This window comes from Bradyrhizobium sp. USDA 241, assembly GCF_049739505.1.
GTDB classification, from domain to species: domain Bacteria; phylum Pseudomonadota; class Alphaproteobacteria; order Rhizobiales; family Xanthobacteraceae; genus Bradyrhizobium; species Bradyrhizobium liaoningense.
Genome location: NZ_JBMGPZ010000005.1, coordinates 1972631 through 1989886 on the forward strand (window position 1 = coordinate 1972631; position 17256 = coordinate 1989886).

Annotated in this window: 10 protein-coding genes and 6 pseudogenes; 14 read left to right on the forward strand and 2 right to left on the reverse strand. The window is 63.6% G+C overall.

From position 1 onward, the window contains the following. Positions 1–33 precede the first annotated feature (33 nt). The 14 genes and pseudogenes from ABIF91_RS31215 (at position 34) to istB (ABIF91_RS31280) (ending at position 15381) form a co-directional block, all read left to right on the forward strand. Positions 34–1188, forward strand: a complete 1155-nt coding sequence (locus tag ABIF91_RS31215) for an ABC transporter substrate-binding protein (RefSeq protein WP_028176797.1) — start codon at positions 34–36, stop codon at positions 1186–1188. Positions 1189–1435: 247 nt separating this feature from the next. Further along, entirely contained in the window at positions 1436–2308 is an 873-nt protein-coding gene (locus ABIF91_RS31220; protein ID WP_028176798.1) for a branched-chain amino acid ABC transporter permease, read from the forward strand. Next, positions 2305–3351, forward strand: coding sequence for a branched-chain amino acid ABC transporter permease (locus ABIF91_RS31225; protein ID WP_028176799.1), 1047 nt, complete (start codon positions 2305–2307; stop codon positions 3349–3351). The genes ABIF91_RS31220 and ABIF91_RS31225 overlap by 4 nt, the downstream gene beginning before the upstream one ends. Continuing rightward, positions 3351–4016, forward strand: coding sequence for an ABC transporter ATP-binding protein (locus ABIF91_RS31230; RefSeq protein WP_424579577.1), 666 nt, complete (start codon positions 3351–3353; stop codon positions 4014–4016). The genes ABIF91_RS31225 and ABIF91_RS31230 overlap by 1 nt, the downstream gene beginning before the upstream one ends. Positions 4017–4053: 37 nt before the next feature. Next, a pseudogene (locus tag ABIF91_RS31235) lies at positions 4054–5184 on the forward strand (IS3-like element ISRj2 family transposase). Positions 5185–5330: 146 nt separating this feature from the next. Further along, positions 5331–6290 (forward strand): annotated as a pseudogene (locus ABIF91_RS31240) (ABC transporter substrate-binding protein); the annotation flags it as partial. 109 nt (positions 6291–6399) lie between these two features. Next, a pseudogene (locus tag ABIF91_RS31245) lies at positions 6400–7338 on the forward strand (branched-chain amino acid ABC transporter permease); the annotation flags it as partial. 22 nt (positions 7339–7360) lie between these two features. Next, positions 7361–8591 (forward strand): annotated as a pseudogene (locus tag ABIF91_RS31250) (branched-chain amino acid ABC transporter permease). Further along, on the forward strand, positions 8588–9337 hold the full coding sequence (locus ABIF91_RS31255; protein ID WP_028181856.1) for an ABC transporter ATP-binding protein: 750 nt from the start codon (positions 8588–8590) through the stop codon (positions 9335–9337). The pseudogene ABIF91_RS31250 and the gene ABIF91_RS31255 overlap by 4 nt, the downstream one beginning before the upstream one ends. Next, positions 9337–10032 (forward strand): ABC transporter ATP-binding protein, encoded by a 696-nt coding sequence (locus ABIF91_RS31260; protein WP_028181857.1) that lies wholly within the window; start codon positions 9337–9339, stop codon positions 10030–10032. The genes ABIF91_RS31255 and ABIF91_RS31260 overlap by 1 nt, the downstream gene beginning before the upstream one ends. Positions 10033–10126: 94 nt before the next feature. Beyond that, positions 10127–12181 carry an acetoacetate--CoA ligase gene (locus ABIF91_RS31265; RefSeq protein WP_028181858.1) on the forward strand — a complete coding sequence of 685 codons (2055 nt, stop codon included), beginning with the start codon at positions 10127–10129 and terminating at the stop codon, positions 12179–12181. 266 nt (positions 12182–12447) lie between these two features. Next, positions 12448–12663, forward strand: coding sequence for a hypothetical protein (locus ABIF91_RS31270; RefSeq protein WP_028181859.1), 216 nt, complete (start codon positions 12448–12450; stop codon positions 12661–12663). Between the two features lie 189 nt (positions 12664–12852). Next, a complete protein-coding gene (gene istA / locus ABIF91_RS31275) occupies positions 12853–14610 on the forward strand; it encodes an IS21-like element IS1631 family transposase (RefSeq protein ID WP_424578737.1) in 1758 nt (585 codons plus the stop codon). Between the two features lie 4 nt (positions 14611–14614). Next, positions 14615–15381, forward strand: a pseudogene (istB, locus tag ABIF91_RS31280) (IS21-like element IS1631 family helper ATPase IstB). Between the two features lie 74 nt (positions 15382–15455). Here the strand turns inward: istB (ABIF91_RS31280) and istB (ABIF91_RS31285) are convergent. Further along, positions 15456–15677: pseudogene (gene istB, locus ABIF91_RS31285) on the reverse strand (IS21-like element ISFK1 family helper ATPase IstB); the annotation flags it as partial. 18 nt (positions 15678–15695) lie between these two features. After that, positions 15696–17237: an IS21-like element ISFK1 family transposase gene (gene istA, locus ABIF91_RS31290; protein ID WP_060907903.1), complete on the reverse strand. Its 1542-nt coding sequence runs from the start codon at positions 17235–17237 to the stop codon at positions 15696–15698. Positions 17238–17256: the final 19 nt, after the last annotated feature.

Consider the following 17256-nt stretch of genomic DNA (forward strand, 5'->3'; position numbering starts at 1 on the left):
AGACATCAACAGCGTTGGATTTGGAGAGACAACATGACACGAGCATTCGAATTGGTTCGGACAATCGCGCTGGCGACGACCCTGATCGGCGGCACGGCCGGGGCGCAGACCATCAAGATCGGCGTCAACGAGCCGCTTACCGGTGCGTTCGCGGCGTCAGGCACTTACGTCGTCAACGGCGCCAAGATCGCCGCCGACGAGATCAACGCCAAGGGCGGCATCCTCGGCAAGAAGATCGAACTCGTAGTCGAGGACAACAAGAGCAACCCGACGGAAGCTGCTGCTGTCGCCGAGAAGCTGATCACCAGCGACAAGGTGCCGGTGCTGATGGGCGCCTGGGGCTCGAGCCTGACGCTCGCGGTGATGCCGAAGCTGATGGAGTATGAGACGCCGATGGTGGTGGAGACCTCGTCCTCGGGCAAGATCACGACGACGGGCAATCCCTTCATCTTCCGCATCTCGCCGCCCTCGGCGATCGAGGCTGCGGCGTTCAAGGGTATCGTCGACAAGCTCGCGCTGAAGAAGGTCGACTTCCTCGTCATCAACAACGACTGGGGCCGCGGCACTGCCGAGGATTTCAGCAAGATGATGAAGGAGAAGGGCATCAGCATCGGCCTGGTCGAGACCATGGACCAGGGCGCGCAGGACATGAGCGCGCAGCTCTCCAAGATCAAGAGCTCGGATTCCGAGACGGTCATCGTCACCACCGCCGTGGATCAGCTGACCCTGATCTTCAAGCAGGCCGCGGCGCTGGGCCTGAAGAAGCGCATCATCACCACCGGCGGCTCGCAGAACCCGGACCAGATCATCGCCCAGGCGGGAGCTGCCGCTAACGGCACCATGCATCTGACCACGTTCCTGCCCTGGTTCCCGGACAAGACGCCGAACCCGGAAGCCACGAGCTATTTCATCGCGGAATGGAAGAAGCGCGGCTTCGACTTCGCCGGCTGCACCGAAAGCTTCCGCGGTTATGATGGCATCCGCACCGTGGCGGCGGCGATCGAGAAGGCCGGAAAGGCCGAGCCTGCGGCGATCAAGGCGGCGTTCTGGGACATCAAGGTGAAGGGCCTCAACGGCGACATCGTGTTCCGCAAGTCCGGCCCCGAGGGCAAGGAGAGCGGACAGAGCCAGCCGAACGTCTATCTGATCGAGATCGCCGACGGCAAGATCGAGATGAAGACGCTTTAAATCACTGGCAGGGCAATCGCATATGGTGACGTCTCCCATGCGGCGCATCCTTCGAGACGCCCGCCTCCGGCGGGCCCTCAGGATGAGGGCGGCGTATGTGGCGGCTGATTTGGCAGGCACCGGTGCCGCTTAGCCTCATCCTGAGGGACCGCGAAGCGGTCGTCTCGAAGGACGAGGCGCGCGCTCGGTCTTTCAAGAAAGCCATATGCGATAGCCCTAACTTACCACGCGTGACTCGGGAACGGTCTTGAGCGAATTCCTCCAGCATCTGATCAACATGCTCGTGCTCGGCGGCACCTATGCGCTGCTGGGCATCGGGCTGACCTTGATCTTCGGCATCATGAACGTCGTGAACTTCACGCATGGCGTGCTGTACACGTTCGGCGCCTACATCATGTTCATCGTGGTGCAGCAGCTCGGGCTGAACTTCTTCCTCGCTTTGCCCGTGGCCGTGCTGGCCGGATGGCTGCTGGGTGCGGCGATCGAATTGACCTTGCTGCGGCCGCTGCGCGGCTCCGACATCGACACCACCATGCTGGTGATGATCGGCGCCTGGATCGCGATGCAGTCGGGCACGCTGTGGATCTGGGGCGGGGTCGCCAAATCGGTGACGACGCCGTTTCCCGAGGCGCCGCTGGTGCTCGGACCGGTGTCGGTCTCCTGGCTGCGGCTGTTCGTTCTCGCCGCCGCGGCCCTCTTGATCCTCGTGACGTATCTCCTGATCAACAAGACCAGCCTCGGCCGCGCGATGCGGGCGACGTTCCAGGACCACGACACGGCTTCGCTGATGGGCGTCAATGTCGACATGATCTACACCTCGACCTTCGCGATCGGCTCCAGCCTGGCGGCCGCCGCGGGCGCGCTGCTCGGGCCGGTCTACGTGATCTTCCCGCAAATGGGCGATCTCGCCGCGGTGAAGGCCTTCGCCATCGTCATCCTCGGCGGCCTCGGCAACATCACGGGCGCCGTGATCGGCGGCTTCATCCTGGCGCTCGCCGAGGAGCTCGGCGCCGGCTACGTCTCGTCCGGCTATCGCGATGCCATGGGCTTCCTGATCATCATCGCGGTGCTGATCTTCCGGCCGACCGGCCTGTTCGCGCGCGCGGAGCGCGTCGGATGAGGACCGCCATCACCATTCTCGCCGTCGCCGCGCTTGCCTCGGTCCCGCTCTGGCTGCGCGATCCCTATCTCCTGAATGCGCTGATCACGACCGGGATCTTCGTCATCGGCGCAATGAGCCTCAATTTGCTGCTCGGCTTCACCGGCCAGCTGAGCCTCGGTCACATCGCCTTCTTCGGCATCGGCGCCTATGTCAGCGCGCTGACGTCGCTCGGTTTCGACGTCGGCCTGCCCGGAGACGTCCGCCTGGTCCACGCGCCCTGGCCGCCGATCGCGGGCTTCGTGCTTGCGATCCTGGTCGCCGGATTGTGTGGCTATTTCGTCGGGCTGCTCTCGTTCCGCGTTCGCGGCGCCTATTTCGTCATCGTGACGATCTCCTTCGCCGAGGTCGTCCGGCTGGTCGCGCTGAACTGGGTCGAGCTGACGCAGGGGCCGCTGGCGCTGACCAACATTCCCTCGATCGCGCTGCCATTGCCGGGCCTTGGCGAGCTGACGCTGCGCACCAAGCTGCAGAACTACTATCTCGTGCTGGTCGTCGCGCTCATCGCCTATCTCCTGATCGCGCGCCTCGTTCATTCGCATTTCGGCCGCGCGATGCGCGGGCTGATGGAGAACGAGACGCTGGCGGTCTCCGTCGGCATCGACGTGACCAGGACGCTGACGATCGCGGCGGTGATCTCGGCGGCGATCGCGGGTGCGGCCGGCAGCCTCTATGCGCACTACATCCGGATCATCGATCCCGAAGTATTCGCCTTCATCAACACCGTCACCATGGTGATCATGGTGATCAGCGGCGGCAAAGGTTCGCTGGCTGGGCCCGTCGTCGGCGGCCTGATCTTCGGGCTGCTTCCCGTCGCGCTGCGGCCGGTCATGGCGCCGGAAGCGCAGTGGATCGCTTATGGTGGCGTGCTGATCGCCATCCTGTTCATGCTCCCGCGTGGCATCGTGCCGTCGCTCGCGCAGCGATTTAGGCGGCGACGGAACGGACGTACGGCGCTGTCGCCCGTCGCTCTGGCCGAGACCGCTGCGAAGGAGCCGGCGTGATGACGGCGCGCAGCACTGCCATGACGATCGATCAGGTGGCGGTCCGCTTTGGCGGCCTGGTCGCAATCTCCGACATGAGTTTTACGGTCGGGGAGGGCGAGATCGTCAGCCTGATCGGGCCGAACGGCGCCGGCAAGACCACCGCCTTCAACGTCATGACCGGCTTCCTGACGCCGAGCGCCGGCCGCGTGACCTATCGCAACACTGCGCTCGCCGGTTTGAAGCCGCACCAGATCGCCGATCTCGGCCTGATCCGCACCTTCCAGCGCACCAGCGTATTCCCCAACGACACCGTCTACGACAATCTCCTGATCGGCCTGCATCGCCAAGGCCGGGTGCGGCTGCTCGATGCCATCCTCGGCCTGCCCGGCGCCCGCGCCTCCGAGCGCCGGCTGCGGCAGCGGGCGAGCGAGCTGCTCGAATGGGTCGGTCTCGAACGCCGTGCGCACGATGCGGCCGGCTCGCTGTCCTATGGCGAGCAGCGCCTGGTCGGCGTCGCGCTGGCGCTCGCGGCCGAACCGTCGATGCTGCTGCTCGACGAGCCCGTCTCCGGCATGAACGCCTCGGAGACGCACCGCTTCGTCGAGCTGATCCGCAGTATCCGCGACCGCGGCAGAGCTGGCCCCGCAAATTCGGACAGTAGCTTGAGTGGATTTTCTGCCTGACAGCGGCGAGGATTCTTGCTGCGAATCAGGAGCGAAGATGACGAAGAAGAGCCGCCGGACGCATTCTCCGGCATTCAAGGCGAAGGTTGCTTTGGCTGCGGTCAAAGGCGACAAGACACTGGCGGAGCTGGCGCAACTGTTTGATGTTCATCCGAACCCAGATCACGATCTGGAAAAACCAGCTCCTGGAAGGCGCCGCCGGCGTGTTTGGGCATGACAAGACATCGGCCGAGACGCCGGTCGATTTGAAGGCGTTACATGCCAAGATCGGCGAGCTGGCGTTGGAAAACGATTTTTTGTCCGGCGCGCTCACCAAGGCGGGCCTGCTGAGCGCAAAGCGATGATCGACCGCGATCATGATCTTTCTATCGTGCGCCAGGCGAAGGTCCTGAAGCTGGCTCGCAGCACGGTCTACTATGAACCTCGGCCAGTTTCGGCCGAGGACCTTGCCTTGATGCGTCGGCTCGATGAGCTGCATCTCGATTATCCCTTCGCGGGAGCGCGTATGCTGCGATCGTTGCTGCGGCGGGAGGGCGTATACGCCGGTCGCCGCCACATCGCGACGCTGATGAAGCGCATGGGGATCGAGGCGGTCTATCGTCGCCCGAACACGAGCAAGCCGGCTCCGGGTCACAAGATCTACCCGTACCTGTTGCGCGGATTGAAGATCGAGCGGCCCGACCATGCGTGGGCAATGGACATCACCTACATTCCGATGCGGCGTGGCTTCGTCTATCTCGCGGCGGTCGTCGATGTGTTCAGCCGACGGGTCCTGGCCCATCGCGTCTCGATCACAATGGAGGCGGCCTTCTGCGTCGAAGCGGTCCAGGAGGCGTTGGCGAAGCACGGCAGGCCCGAGATTTTCAACACGGATCAGGGCAGCCAGTTCACCAGCCTCGAGTTCACCGATGTGCTGCTGGACGCGAAGATCGCCATCAGCATGGACGGCAAGGGCGCCTGGCGCGACAACGTGTTTGTCGAGCGGCTCTGGCGCACGGTCAAATACGAAGAAGTATATCTCCGCGCCTACGACAGCGTGTCCGAGGCGCGAGCGTCAATTGCCAAGTATCTGGCCTTCTACAATCAGGGACGCCCTCACTCGAGCCTTGACGGGCGCACGCCCGACGAGGCTTACTTCGGCACGCAAGCTATGGTGATGGCCGCATGACCGTCGCCGACGGTTTTGTCGTCGCTCTGGTCGGGCTACGCCCTCCCGACGCAACGACAAAACCGTAAAGCCCCGCGTTCAGCATAACCCGGCAGGAATCCACTTAAATCCAGCGGGGCGCTGTCCAAACAACCGGGGCCAGCTCTGTTCGCTACATCACACAGGGCAATGGCTCGTCCGTCGGCCTGGCGCTCGAGGATTTCGTCACGAAGTACAACACGCGCAATCCCGGCAAGGAAGTGCTCTACTTCAACTATGCGGCCGTCGATCCGGCCATGACCAACGAGAAGTGCAGCTACTGGCATTTCCGCTGGGATGCCAGCTCCGACATCAAGATGGAGGCGCTGACGAACTACATCAAGGACGTCGCTTCGATCAAGAAGGTGTACCTGATCAACCAGGACTATTCGTTTGGTCAGTCGGTACGCAGCGATGCGCGCAAGATGTTGACGGCGAAGCGGCCTGATGTCCAGATTGTCGGCGACGAACTGCATCCGCTGCTGAAGGTCACGGATTTCTCGCCCTACATCGCCAAGATCAAGGCTTCGGGTGCCGACAGCGTCATTACAGGCAACTGGGGGCAGGACATCGCGCTGCTGCTCAAGGCCGCCGCCGATGCTGGTCTGAAGGTCAATTGGTACACTTACTATGCCGGTGGCGCCGGTGGGCCGACCGCGATCAAGCAGACGGGTCTCGACCATCAGGTATTCCAGCTAACGGAAGGTTTTGCCAATTCGGGCCACCAGCCCGCGATGGATTACGAGAAGGCCTTCCGTGCCAAGGTCAACATGTCGCTTTGGTATCCGCGTGCGGTCAACGAGATGCGCATGTTCAAGGCCGCGGCCGAGAAGGCCAACTCGGTTGAGCCCGTGAAGGTGGGGGCGGCGCTCGAGGACCTGAAGTTCGAGGTCCTGGATGGCGGTACCGGCTTCATGCGCAAGGACGACCATCAGTTCTTCCAGCCAATCTACATCTCCTCCTTCGGCAAGCTTGCCGCGAACGAGCCGTTCGACGAGGAGAACACCGGCTGGGGCTGGCACCTGGTCAGCAAGGTCGATACCCCGCAGGCCATGGTCTCCACGACCTGCAAGATGGCGCGACCGTAAAGGCCACACACGCCGCCGGCCCGCGGCACTCTCGTCGCGGGCAGGCGGCGGCCGAAATGCTTCCTGGATGGAAACCGGGGCCCTGCCTCGGATAGTTCACGAGTACGCTGTGCTAGAACTCATTGTCATTTCGACCCTGAACGGTGTGCTGTTCGGCATGCTGCTGTTTCTGCTGTCGAGCGGGCTAACGGTCATCTTCAGCATGATGGGCGTGCTCAACTTCGCCCATGCCAGCTTCTACATGCTCGGCGCCTTCTTCGGCTTTCAATTGACGAAATGGATCGGGTTCTGGCCGGCTTTCGTGCTCGCCCCGCTCCTGGTCGGCGCGATCGGCATGGCGGTCGAGCGCTACGGACTGCGCAACACGCACAAGCATGGCCATGTCGCGGAATTGCTGCTGACCTTTGGCCTCGCATTCGCGATCGAAGAGATCGTCGCAATGATCTGGGGCAGGAGCCCGGTCGACTATCGCGTGCCGACGCTGCTTGACTTCCCGGCCTTCACGATCTTCTCCACCAACTATCCCGCCTACAAGATATTCATGCTCGCGGTATCGGTGGTCATCTTCGTCGCGCTCCTGCTGGTGCTGCGGCGTACCAGGGTCGGCCTGATCGTGCAGGCGGCGCTGACGCATCCTCACATGGTCGGACACCTCGGCCACAATGTGGGGCGCGTGTTCATGGTGGTGTTTGGCGTGGGCAGCGCGCTGGCAGGCCTTGCCGGTGTCATTGCGGGACCGGCGCTGGTGACGCAGTCCGACATGGCGGCCGCGCTCGGGCCGATCCTGTTCGTGGTCATCGTGTTCGGCGGCCTCGGCTCCTTGCCCGGCGCCTTCGTCGCCTCGCTCGTCATTGGCCTGGTGCAGACTTTTGCAGTGGCGTTGAATGGCTCGCTGGCCAGCGTCTTCGGTCCGCTCGATTCAGCGGGGGGACCTTCCGCTCTTTCCGACATCTGGAACGTCACAATCGCACAGGTCGCGCCGATCATTCCTTATCTTCTGCTGGTCATCATCCTGATTGTTCGCCCCATGGGCCTGATGGGGACCCGCAGCGAACGCGGCCGGCGAGAACCTGCGCTTCTACGGTGTCTGGCTGGCCGGCGTGGTCGCCCTCATCGTGCTGCCGCTGGTGTTCTCGTCCGGCGGCTCCCTCACGTCCTTCAGCCTGATCGGGATCGCGATCGTGTTCGCGCTCTCTTACAACATCCTGCTTGGACAGACCGGATTGTTGTCGTTCGGCCATGCCGTGCACTACGGTCTCGGCGGCTTCACGGCCTGCCATGTGATGAACGCGATCGTCTCCCACGGCTGGCCGATCCCGCTTCCGTTCGTCCCATTGTTCGGCGGCCTCGGTGGCCTCGGGTTCGCCATCCTCGTCGGCTGGCTCATGACCAAGCGTGCCGGCACCGTGTTCGCCATGATCTCGCTGGGCATCGGCGAGCTGGTGGCGTCTTCGTCTCTGATCCTCCGGTCGGTCTTCGGCGGCGAAGCCGGCATCACGACGGACCGCACAGCGCTGCCGCGCATGTTCGGCTGGACCTTCGGGCCGCAGATCCAGGTCTATTATCTGATCGCGTTCTGGCTAGTGGTCGCGGCGATCGCGATGTACGCGCTGACCCGAACCCCGCTGGGGCGGATCAGCAATGCCGTCCGTGACAATCCCGAGCGCGTCCAGTTCATCGGCTACGATCCTCACGTGGTCCGTTATCTCGCCTATTGCTTTGCAGGATTCTTCGCCGGCATCGCCGGGGGGCTTGCCGCGATCAGCTTCGAGATCGCGAACTCGGCCTATCTCGGCGCGATCCAGTCCGGCCTGGTGCTGTTCGCAACCTTCATCGGCGGTACCGCCTATTTCTTCGGGCCCATTCTCGGCGCGATCCTGGTGACGTATCTGCAGCTCGGGCTGACCAGCGTCACCAGCGTCTGGCAGCTCTATTTCGGCATCATCTTCATCGGCATCGTGATGTTCTCGCCCGGCGGCATCGCCGGGCTCGTGATGATGCACCGGCCGCTCCTTCGCGCGGGAACGTTATGGACGGTGATTCCGTCCTATATCGTCGCGATCGTGCCGACCGTGGCGCTCGGTTGCGGTGTCATTCTGGTGATCGAGACGATTGCGCGTCATTCCGGCGGGGATCAACCTGTTCGGCGTTGCCTTCAATCCCAAGTCGCCAGCCACCTGGATTGCCGCAGCGGTTCTCGTGGCCGGTGGTTTCGTCATCGCGCGATTGACGTGGCGGCGGATTGGCGAAGCATGGGATCGGGCGGCCATGGTCGCGCGCGATCGGGGGTATCTGGCATGACTGCAGCCATCGAAGTCCGCGCCGTCGAGAAGCGCTTCGGCAACGTTGGCATCATTCGCGACCTGAACCTCAGCATCGCGCAGGGCGAACGGCACGCCATCATCGGTCCGAACGGCGCGGGGAAGTCGACGACGTTCAATCTGATCAGTGGGCATATCAAGCCGACTTCGGGCGAGGTTCGGCTCAATGGCGACGTGATCTCCGGCCTGCAGCCGTTCGAGATCAACCGGCGGGGGCTGTCGCGCTCGTTCCAGGTCACCAACGTGTTCGCCCGCATGACGGTCTGGGAAAACGTCCGCTGCGCGGTGCTGTGGGCGACCGGGCATCGCTACGCGTTCTGGAAGAACGTGGACAGCCTGCCTGAGGTGCGCGAGCGGACGGCGCGGATTCTCGAGGACATTCACCTCACGCACCGCCGCGACGTCCCGGCCGGCCTGTTGACATATGCCGAGCAGCGCGAGCTGGAGATCGGCATCACGATCGCAGGGGGCGCTACCGTCGTCATGCTCGATGAGCCGACCGCTGGAATGAGCCACGCCGAGACGGAGCGCGCGGTGTCGTTGATCCGGCGCTTGACCGAAGGGCGAACGCTGGTCATCGTCGAACACGACATGAGCGTCGTGTTTGGCCTTGCCGACCGCATCTCGGTGCTGGTTTACGGTCATATCATCGCCTCCGGCACTCCCGAGGAGATCCGGCGCGATCCGAAGGTCAGGGAAGCCTATCTTGGCGAGGAGGCACACTGATGCTCGAAGTCAGGAGCCTCCACGCCTATTACGGCAAGAGCCACATTCTCCAGGGCGTTGACCTCGATGTCGCTGCCGGCGAAGTGGTGAGCCTGCTCGGCCGCAACGGTGTCGGGCGTTCGACCACGGTCAAGGCGATCATGGGCGAGGTCGTTCCGCAGGGCACGATCCGCTTCAAGGGCAAGGACATTGCGGGCCTGCCGAGCTACAAGATCGCACGCCTCGGGCTCGGCTACGTTCCCGAACATCGCGATATCTTTCCGAGCTTGACGGTGCGACAGAATCTTCTGCTCGGCATCAAGGACACGCGACGGCCGGGCAAATGGCGGCTGCAGGACATGCTCGACATGTTTCCCAATCTCGCCGCGCGCGCCGACGCGCCTGCTGGGGTCCTCTCCGGCGGCGAGAAGCAGATGTTGACGACGTGCCGCACGTTGATGGGCGATCCTGATCTCATCATGATCGACGAGCCGACGGAGGGTCTCGCGCCGCTGATCGTGCAACAGGTGGGAGATCTCATCGTCCGCATCGCGCAAGCCGGGGTCGCGATCCTGCTCGTCGAGCAGAAGCTATCGATCGCGATGCGCATCTCGAAGCGCGTCTACATCATGGGACACGGTCGCGTGGTTTTTGAAGGCACGCCAGACCAACTCAGGGCGAACGCGGCGGTTCGCCAGGAGTGGCTCGAGGTTTGAACTTTGTGAGACGGACCGTTCAACGGGTGCAACCGCGCACACGTCCCGAGTTCGGCTGCAGCTCTCGCAATCCATGAACCTTCGGAATTTGATGATGGCAGCTCCCTACGTTCCTCAACTGGCCATGTATCGTCAATGGCTCGGGGATACGCGCGGCCTTGTCTTCTCGAGCTACGAAGAGATGCGGCAATGGTCGGTGCGCGATCTCGACGGGTTCTGGCGCAGCGTTTGGGACTATTACGATCTGCAATCGCCGACGCCGTTTGCCGCCGTGATCACCGAGCGCAAAATGCCGAGTGCGGTGTGGTTTCCCGGCGCGCAGGTGAATTACGCCAGGCAGGTGTTCCGGCATGTCGCGGCGGCAGACGCAGCCGGGCTGCCCGCCATCGTCAGCGGCGGTGAGGACGGCAGTCTCACGGAGACGAGCTGGCCGGAGCTGCGGCGCAAGGCAGCGGCGCTCGCGCTCGATCTGAAGGACAAGGGCGTGCGCCCCGGCGACCGCGTCGCGGCCTATCTGCCGAACATCCCCGAGACCATCGTTGCGTTCCTGGCGACAGCCAGCATCGGTGCAATCTGGAGCGTCTGCGCGCCCGACATGGCGGCGCCTGCGGTGATCGACCGCTTCAAGCAGATCGAACCGAAGGTGCTGATCGCCTGCGACGCCGTCACTTATGCCGGCCGGCGGCATGACCGTCGCGACGTCGTCGGCGAGCTCAGGCGGTCCCTGCCGACCGTCGAGCACGTCATCCTGCACAGCGAAGCCGGCGCAGCTGCGGCACCGGACGCGCTGCTCTCCGACATTCTCGCCAGAACGGGCGCGGCAATCGATGCCTTCGAGCCGATCTGGCTGCCGTTCGATCATCCGCTTTGGATCGTCTATTCCAGCGGCACGACCGGCCTGCCGAAGCCGATCGTACACGGCCATGGCGCCATCGTCGTCGTGGCGCTCGCGCTTCTGGGGCTGCACAACGACATCGGCTGTTCCTATCACCAGAATTCCTTCGGCGAGCGCTATCACTGGTACAGCTCGACCGGCTGGATCATGTGGAACAGCCAGGTCGGCGGCCTGCTCAGCGGGACCACATGCTGCATCTTCGACGGCAGCCCGGCCGGCGCGAAGGACAAGCCGGACTGGACCACGCTGTGGCGCTTCGTCGCGCAATCGAAGTCGACTTTCTTCGGGGCAGGCGCGGCGTTCTTCGCGAACTGCGCCAAGGCCGAGATCGACCTTGCTGCCGCTGGCGATCTTTCGCAGCTGCGTTGCCTCGGCTCGACCGGCTCGCCCCTCAGCGCCGACACGCAAGCCTGGTTCAACGCGCGCTTCGCTGCGTTGTCGAAGACGAACGGCAGCAAGGCGCAGGCCGACATCTGGTGGGCGAACATTTCTGGCGGGACCGATTTCGCTGGCGCCTTCATCGGCGGCAACCGCGAGCTGCCGCAGACGCCGGGCGCCATGCAGTGCCGGCTGCTGGGCGCGGCCGTGGAAGCTTTCAACGAACAGGGGCAGGCCGTCATCGACGAGGTCGGCGAGCTCGTCTGTACTGAGCCGATGCCGTCGATGCCGCTCTATTTTTGGAACGACGAGGGTGGAGTGCGCTATCGCGCGAGCTATTTCGAAATCTATCCGGACGATCTCGACGGTAGCGGGCGCGGTCCGGCGTGGCGGCACGGCGACTGGCTCAAGGTCAATCCGGATGGCTCCTGTATCATCTATGGCCGCAGTGATGCCACCATCAACCGGCACGGCCTGCGCATGGGTACGAGCGAGCTTTATTCCGCGATCGAGTCGCTGCCCGAGGTGCTCGACTCCCTCGTCGTGGATCTCGAATATCTCGGCCGCGACAGCTACATGCCGCTGTTCGTCGTGTTGCGCGACGGCATTGCGCTCGATGCGGCGATGCAGGCGAAGATCAACAAGGCGATCGAGTCTAGCCTGTCACGGCGCTTTCTGCCGAACGAGATTTTCGCCGTCGCCGAGATTCCGCGGACGCTGTCCGGCAAGAAGCAGGAGCTGCCGATCAAGAAGCTGCTGCTCGGCCAGTCCGTGGAGAAGGTCATCAACAGGGAGGCGATGGCCAATCCCGGCTGTCTGGATTGGTATCTCGATTTCGCAGCGATGCACCTGAAGAAGGTCGCAGGAGCGGCTTGACCGCGATGGGCACGGCATCTGCCGTCCGACCACTGCGCAGGCATGCCGAGGAGTGGCTCCACCCGTAGGCTGCTGTGTGGTCTTCGCGCGCACAGTTCGAGCGATCCGGGCCGCGAGCTTGCGTGGTCCGGACCTGTCGGCGCGGTGCGCGCGGAGCTAGTCTAGCTGCAGCTCAGCGGCAAGGGTTGGCCCGGATGCAGCTCATACCAGTCGTAGCAATCCGGATAGCCGTAGAATCCATATCCGGACCGGAAGCGGTCAAAACGGTGAAACGCGTGCTGCCGGAGGCCGCGGGTTGCGACGTGATCGCCGAAGCCGAGGTGCTCGCCGCCCAATCGGGCTCCGCCGCCGAATCCGCCGGCATGTCCCATGCCACCGAAATGCGCGCCGCCAAAGCCCATATGTCCGCCACCGAAGCCACCGCCGCCGTGGCCACCACCACCGCCGCCATGTGCCTCGGCCGTTCCGACCGCCAGCGCTGAGGCAAGCGCCGCTGCCGCCATGATCATCAATGCTCGTTTCATGAGGGACTCCTTTCGTGTCCGGATGCCCGGCGGCCGATGCCCCCGTGGGTCGGTCAAAATCCCCCGGGTATGGTCACTTGAAACTCCCCCACCTGATGATCGCCGTCAGCGCCGCTGAACAGCAGTAGCCGGTCAGGCAGGACGTTTATGTTCGACCCCTTTAGCCAGCAAGGGGCCGGGGAGTTGAACGTCTTGAAGCGACATCTGCAAAGCACCGTACTTACATTACTTGATCGCAACACCAGCCAGCGCGAGATTCACCGGCTGACGGGTGTCGATCGCAAGACGATCCGGCGTTATCAGGCGCTGCGGGCCGGTGCGGAGGCAAATTCCCCCGGGGAAGTGACCACCGGCTCGGTGAGCGCGGACGGCCAAATTCCTCCACCCCGACCACCGGCTTTTGGGACATCGGAAGCGACGGTCACCAGCAGCCTGGCCCGTTCGGCTTGCGAAGCGCATCGGACGTGGATCGAAGAACAGGTCCGGCTGAAGCGGAACGCGCAGGCGATTTACCAGGACCTGGTTGATCAATTTGGCTTTCCGTCCAGCTACCAGAGTGTCAAGCGGTTTGTGCGCCGGTTGCGGCACGCTGATCCTGAGCAGTTTGATCGTCTTGAGTTCCTCCCCGGCGAGGAAGCTCAGGTCGACTATGGCGAGGGCGCGCCGACGGTTGATCCGAAGAGCGGGCGGTACCGTCGTCCCCGCCTGTTCGTGATGACGCTACGCTACTCGCGGCGCAGCTTCCGGCGGGTAGTCTGGAAGTCCAGCCAACAAGTCTGGGCGCAGCTCCACGAAGAGGCGTTCCGGTATTTTGGCGGGGTCCCCAGCTATGTCGTGCTCGACAACCTGAAGGAAGGCGTCCTCAAGCCGGATTTGTACGAGCCCCAGCTCAACCCGATTTACAGCGCGATGCTGGCTCATTACGCCGTGGTCGCCGATCCCGCGCGCGTGGCCGATCCAAATCGGAAAGGATGCGTCGAGAATGCGATTCAACATACCCAGGGCACTGCGCTGGCCGGACGGCGCTTCGAGACGCTGGAGGCGCAAAACGAGTTCTTGAGGCACTGGGAGGAGAACTGGGCTTCCAAACGCATCCACGGCAGCACGCGCCGTCAGGTCGAGGCGATGTTCCAGGAAGAGAAGCCGCACCTGCGGCCGCTGCCTGTCGCTCCCTTCCGCATCTTCACCGAAGTCGTCCGGACTGTCTGCGACGACACCACCGTACGCGTCGACAACAGCTATTACGCCGCGCGGCCCGCGCCGATCGGCAGCCAGGTCGTCGTGCGCATCTACACCACCACGATCGAGATCCGTGATCGCCACACCCGTGCGCTGCTGCGTGTTCATTCCCGGATGGCGCACCCCGGTTCTGTCGTCCTGCCGACCAGCGAACGGCCGTTCAACCCGTCGCGGCAAACCGCCGTGCTGCTGGCGAGCGCCGAGCGCATCGGACCGCAGACCAGGGCCTTGTGCCAGCAGGTGTTCGACACCGAAGGGCGCCCCGGACAGCGCGCGATGTGGGGCATTGTCGGGCTGGGCCGGAAGTATCCGGCGCGGCTGGTCGAGCAGGCCTGCGCGCACGCCATCGACAACCGCATCTACCGCTACAAGCACGTGCGTGCGACCGTCGAGCGGTTGTTCGAACAGGCGATCGAGCAGGTTGGAGTGACGCCACAGCCGGCATCGCCGCTCACCCAGGATCATCCGCTGATCCGTACCCCCGCGGAATACGGCGACCTCTTCAGCCGCGCTGTGCGGCGCGACGCCGACGACAATGGTCGGCAGGCCGAGGCTCACGACGATCACGCCACGGCAATCCGCGCTCGTGTCCCCTGCGCAACCCCGGCCAACTCCGGCGCCACGAGCGCTCCCGCTGCACCTTCTCACCTTAAACTGGAGACCTAGCCACATGATGACCATGCCGGAAATTGAGCGTTGCCTACGACAGCTGCGCCTGTCGGGTGTCCGCGACACGCTGCAGACGCGCGTGCTCCAGGCGCAGGGCGCCAACCAGCCCTTCCTCGAGACCTTCTCCCTTATCCTGCAGGATGAACTGGACCGTCGTCAGTCCCGTCTTATCGAGCGGCGATACCAGCAATCCGGGCTCGACGAAAAGCTGACGCTCGCCGAGTTCGACTGGTCCTTCAATCCCAAACTGCCACGTCAGACCTGCTTCCAGCTCCACACCCTGGCGTTCATTGCCGCTGGCGAGAACGCTCTGCTTGTTGGCAAACCTGGCACCGGGAAGTCGCACATCGCCAAGGCGATTGCCTATCAGGCGATCCTGCAAAGCCACAAGGTCCAGTATCTTGAGACCGACGACTTCTTCCACCGCTACGCCCTGAACTCTCCGGCACAACGCGAGGTCCGGCTGCGAACCATCATCGACTGCGATCTCCTCGTGCTGGACGATCTATTCCTCGCACGCGCCATCCCCGACGACGCCGGCACTTTGCTGCAGACCCTGATCCATCAGCGTTACAAACTGCGCCGCAGCGTCATCGTCACCTCCAATCGCGTCGTGCAGGATTGGGGGCATACCTTGGGGACAACACTATGAGCACGACGATCCTCGATCGCCTTATGCATCATTGCCATCTGCTTGAGTTCGACGGACGCAGCTATCGGCTCAAAGAAGCCGCTGAAGCTCTTGCCCGGGAAACAAACTCAAACTAACAGTCCCTTGTCCTGCCTCGCGGGTGGAGGAATTTGACTGACCACACCCGGAGGAATTTGAAGTGACCCGCGGGGACGTCCTCGACGCAAGCAGTCTGGCGCAGTGCGGCGATCTTGAGGCGCGTGGTGAGCCGCCTGGTGTCGCGTTCGGCGGCTTCGCGGTCGACCAACAGGCCGATGCGATCTTCGAACGGCAGGGCTTCGAGATCGGGCGATCGGCGCTGCTCCTCGAAGGCCTTGGCCATTCCGGTCAGGCCAAGCTCGATCAGCCGTTCGTGGGTTGGGTGGTTAAGCATGCCGGGTCTCTCCTTGCTTCAGTGGAAGTAGTCGCGTCCGCGGATGTTGCCGTGGCGCAGGGGCTGGTGCTCGAAAGATTCGTCGAAGAACGTGCGATCGAGGCCGTTCTGGAGGATCGATCTAATCGAGGCGACGGAGCGCGCCTTGATGAGGATGCCCCTCCGGCAGGCTGCGTCGAGGCGTTCGGCGCCGTAGCTTTTGACGAGCGCCAGAATGCCAAGGCAGGTTCGAAAGCCTTGTTCTGGATGGGGGCGGGCGTCGATCACGGCCTGGAAAAACGCTGCTGTCGAAGGACCGATCCGCTCGCCGGCGGCGATCACCGCGGCGGGGGTCCATTTGCCGTAGCGGCGATGGGCGCTGGGCATGTGGTCGGCGATGGTGGTGTGTCCGCGTCGGTTGGGCGCGCGGGCATGGCTGGCGATCCGCTGGCCCTTGTGGAAGATCTCGACCGTCCGATCGTCGATACGGGCATCGACCAGCTCGCCAATCAGACGATACGGCGCGGAGTACCAATGGCCGTCGACCTCGACATGATAATCGGGAGCGAGGCGGCAGCGCTTCCAGCGTGCGAAGGCATAAGGCTGATCTGGCAGCGGGGTTAGCTTGGGTTTGTCGAGTTCGGCAAACAGTTCGGCGCGGCTTGAGCCGAAGCCACGCATTTGACGAGCATTGAGTTCGTCGACGAGTGTCTTGATGGCGGCGTTGAGCTCGGCCCGGGAAAAGAAGCGCTGATTGCGCAGCCGGGCCAGAATCCAGCGCTGGGCGATTTGCACCGCGACCTCGACCTTCGCCTTGTCTTTTGGGCGCCGCGGCCGTGCGGCGAGAATGGCCGTGCCGTAATGGCTCGCCATCTCGGCATAAGTGCGATTGAGGCCGGGATCGTAGCGGTCGGGGTTGCTGACGGCGGCTTTGAGGTTGTCGCAGACCACGAACGTCGGCGTTCCGCTCAAAAACGTGAACAAGTTGACGTGGGCCCGGATCCAGTCGGCCAAGCTCTCGCTGGGGCAGGCCTCGGCGTAGGTGTAGTTCGAAGCGCCCATCGCCGCGACGAACAGCTTCATCGGCTGCACTTCCCCGGTCAGGGGATCGACGATGTCGATGGTGTCGCCGGCGAAATCCACGAACACCTTCTCGCCGCCCAGATGAATCTGCCGCATCGAAGGTCGGACCCGCCCCTTCCAGGCCTCGTAGGTAGTGCAGAACCACGTGTACCCGAAACCGTCGGGATTAACGGCGCGATACTCCTCCCAGAGCAGGCGACGGGTTACGTTGCGCCGGCGGAGCTCTTTATCGATGTAGCTCCAGTCGGGCACCGGCCGCTGCGGGCTCTGAGACGCTGGTCGTGGGGCCGGGAAAAGCAAAAGCTCCAGGTCTTCATCGGTCATTCCCTCCGGAAGCGGCCAGCTCAACCCAGCAGAGCGGGCGCGGCTCAGGTAGCTGTGCACAACGCCGTTGCTGACGCCCACGCTCCGCGCGATGGCCCGCTCTGGCAGGCCTTGAAAATGTTTTAACCGAAGGACTTCCTTGATCCGGCGCATCGACAATCTCTGGGTAGGCATTGGACTTCCTCGTTAACCA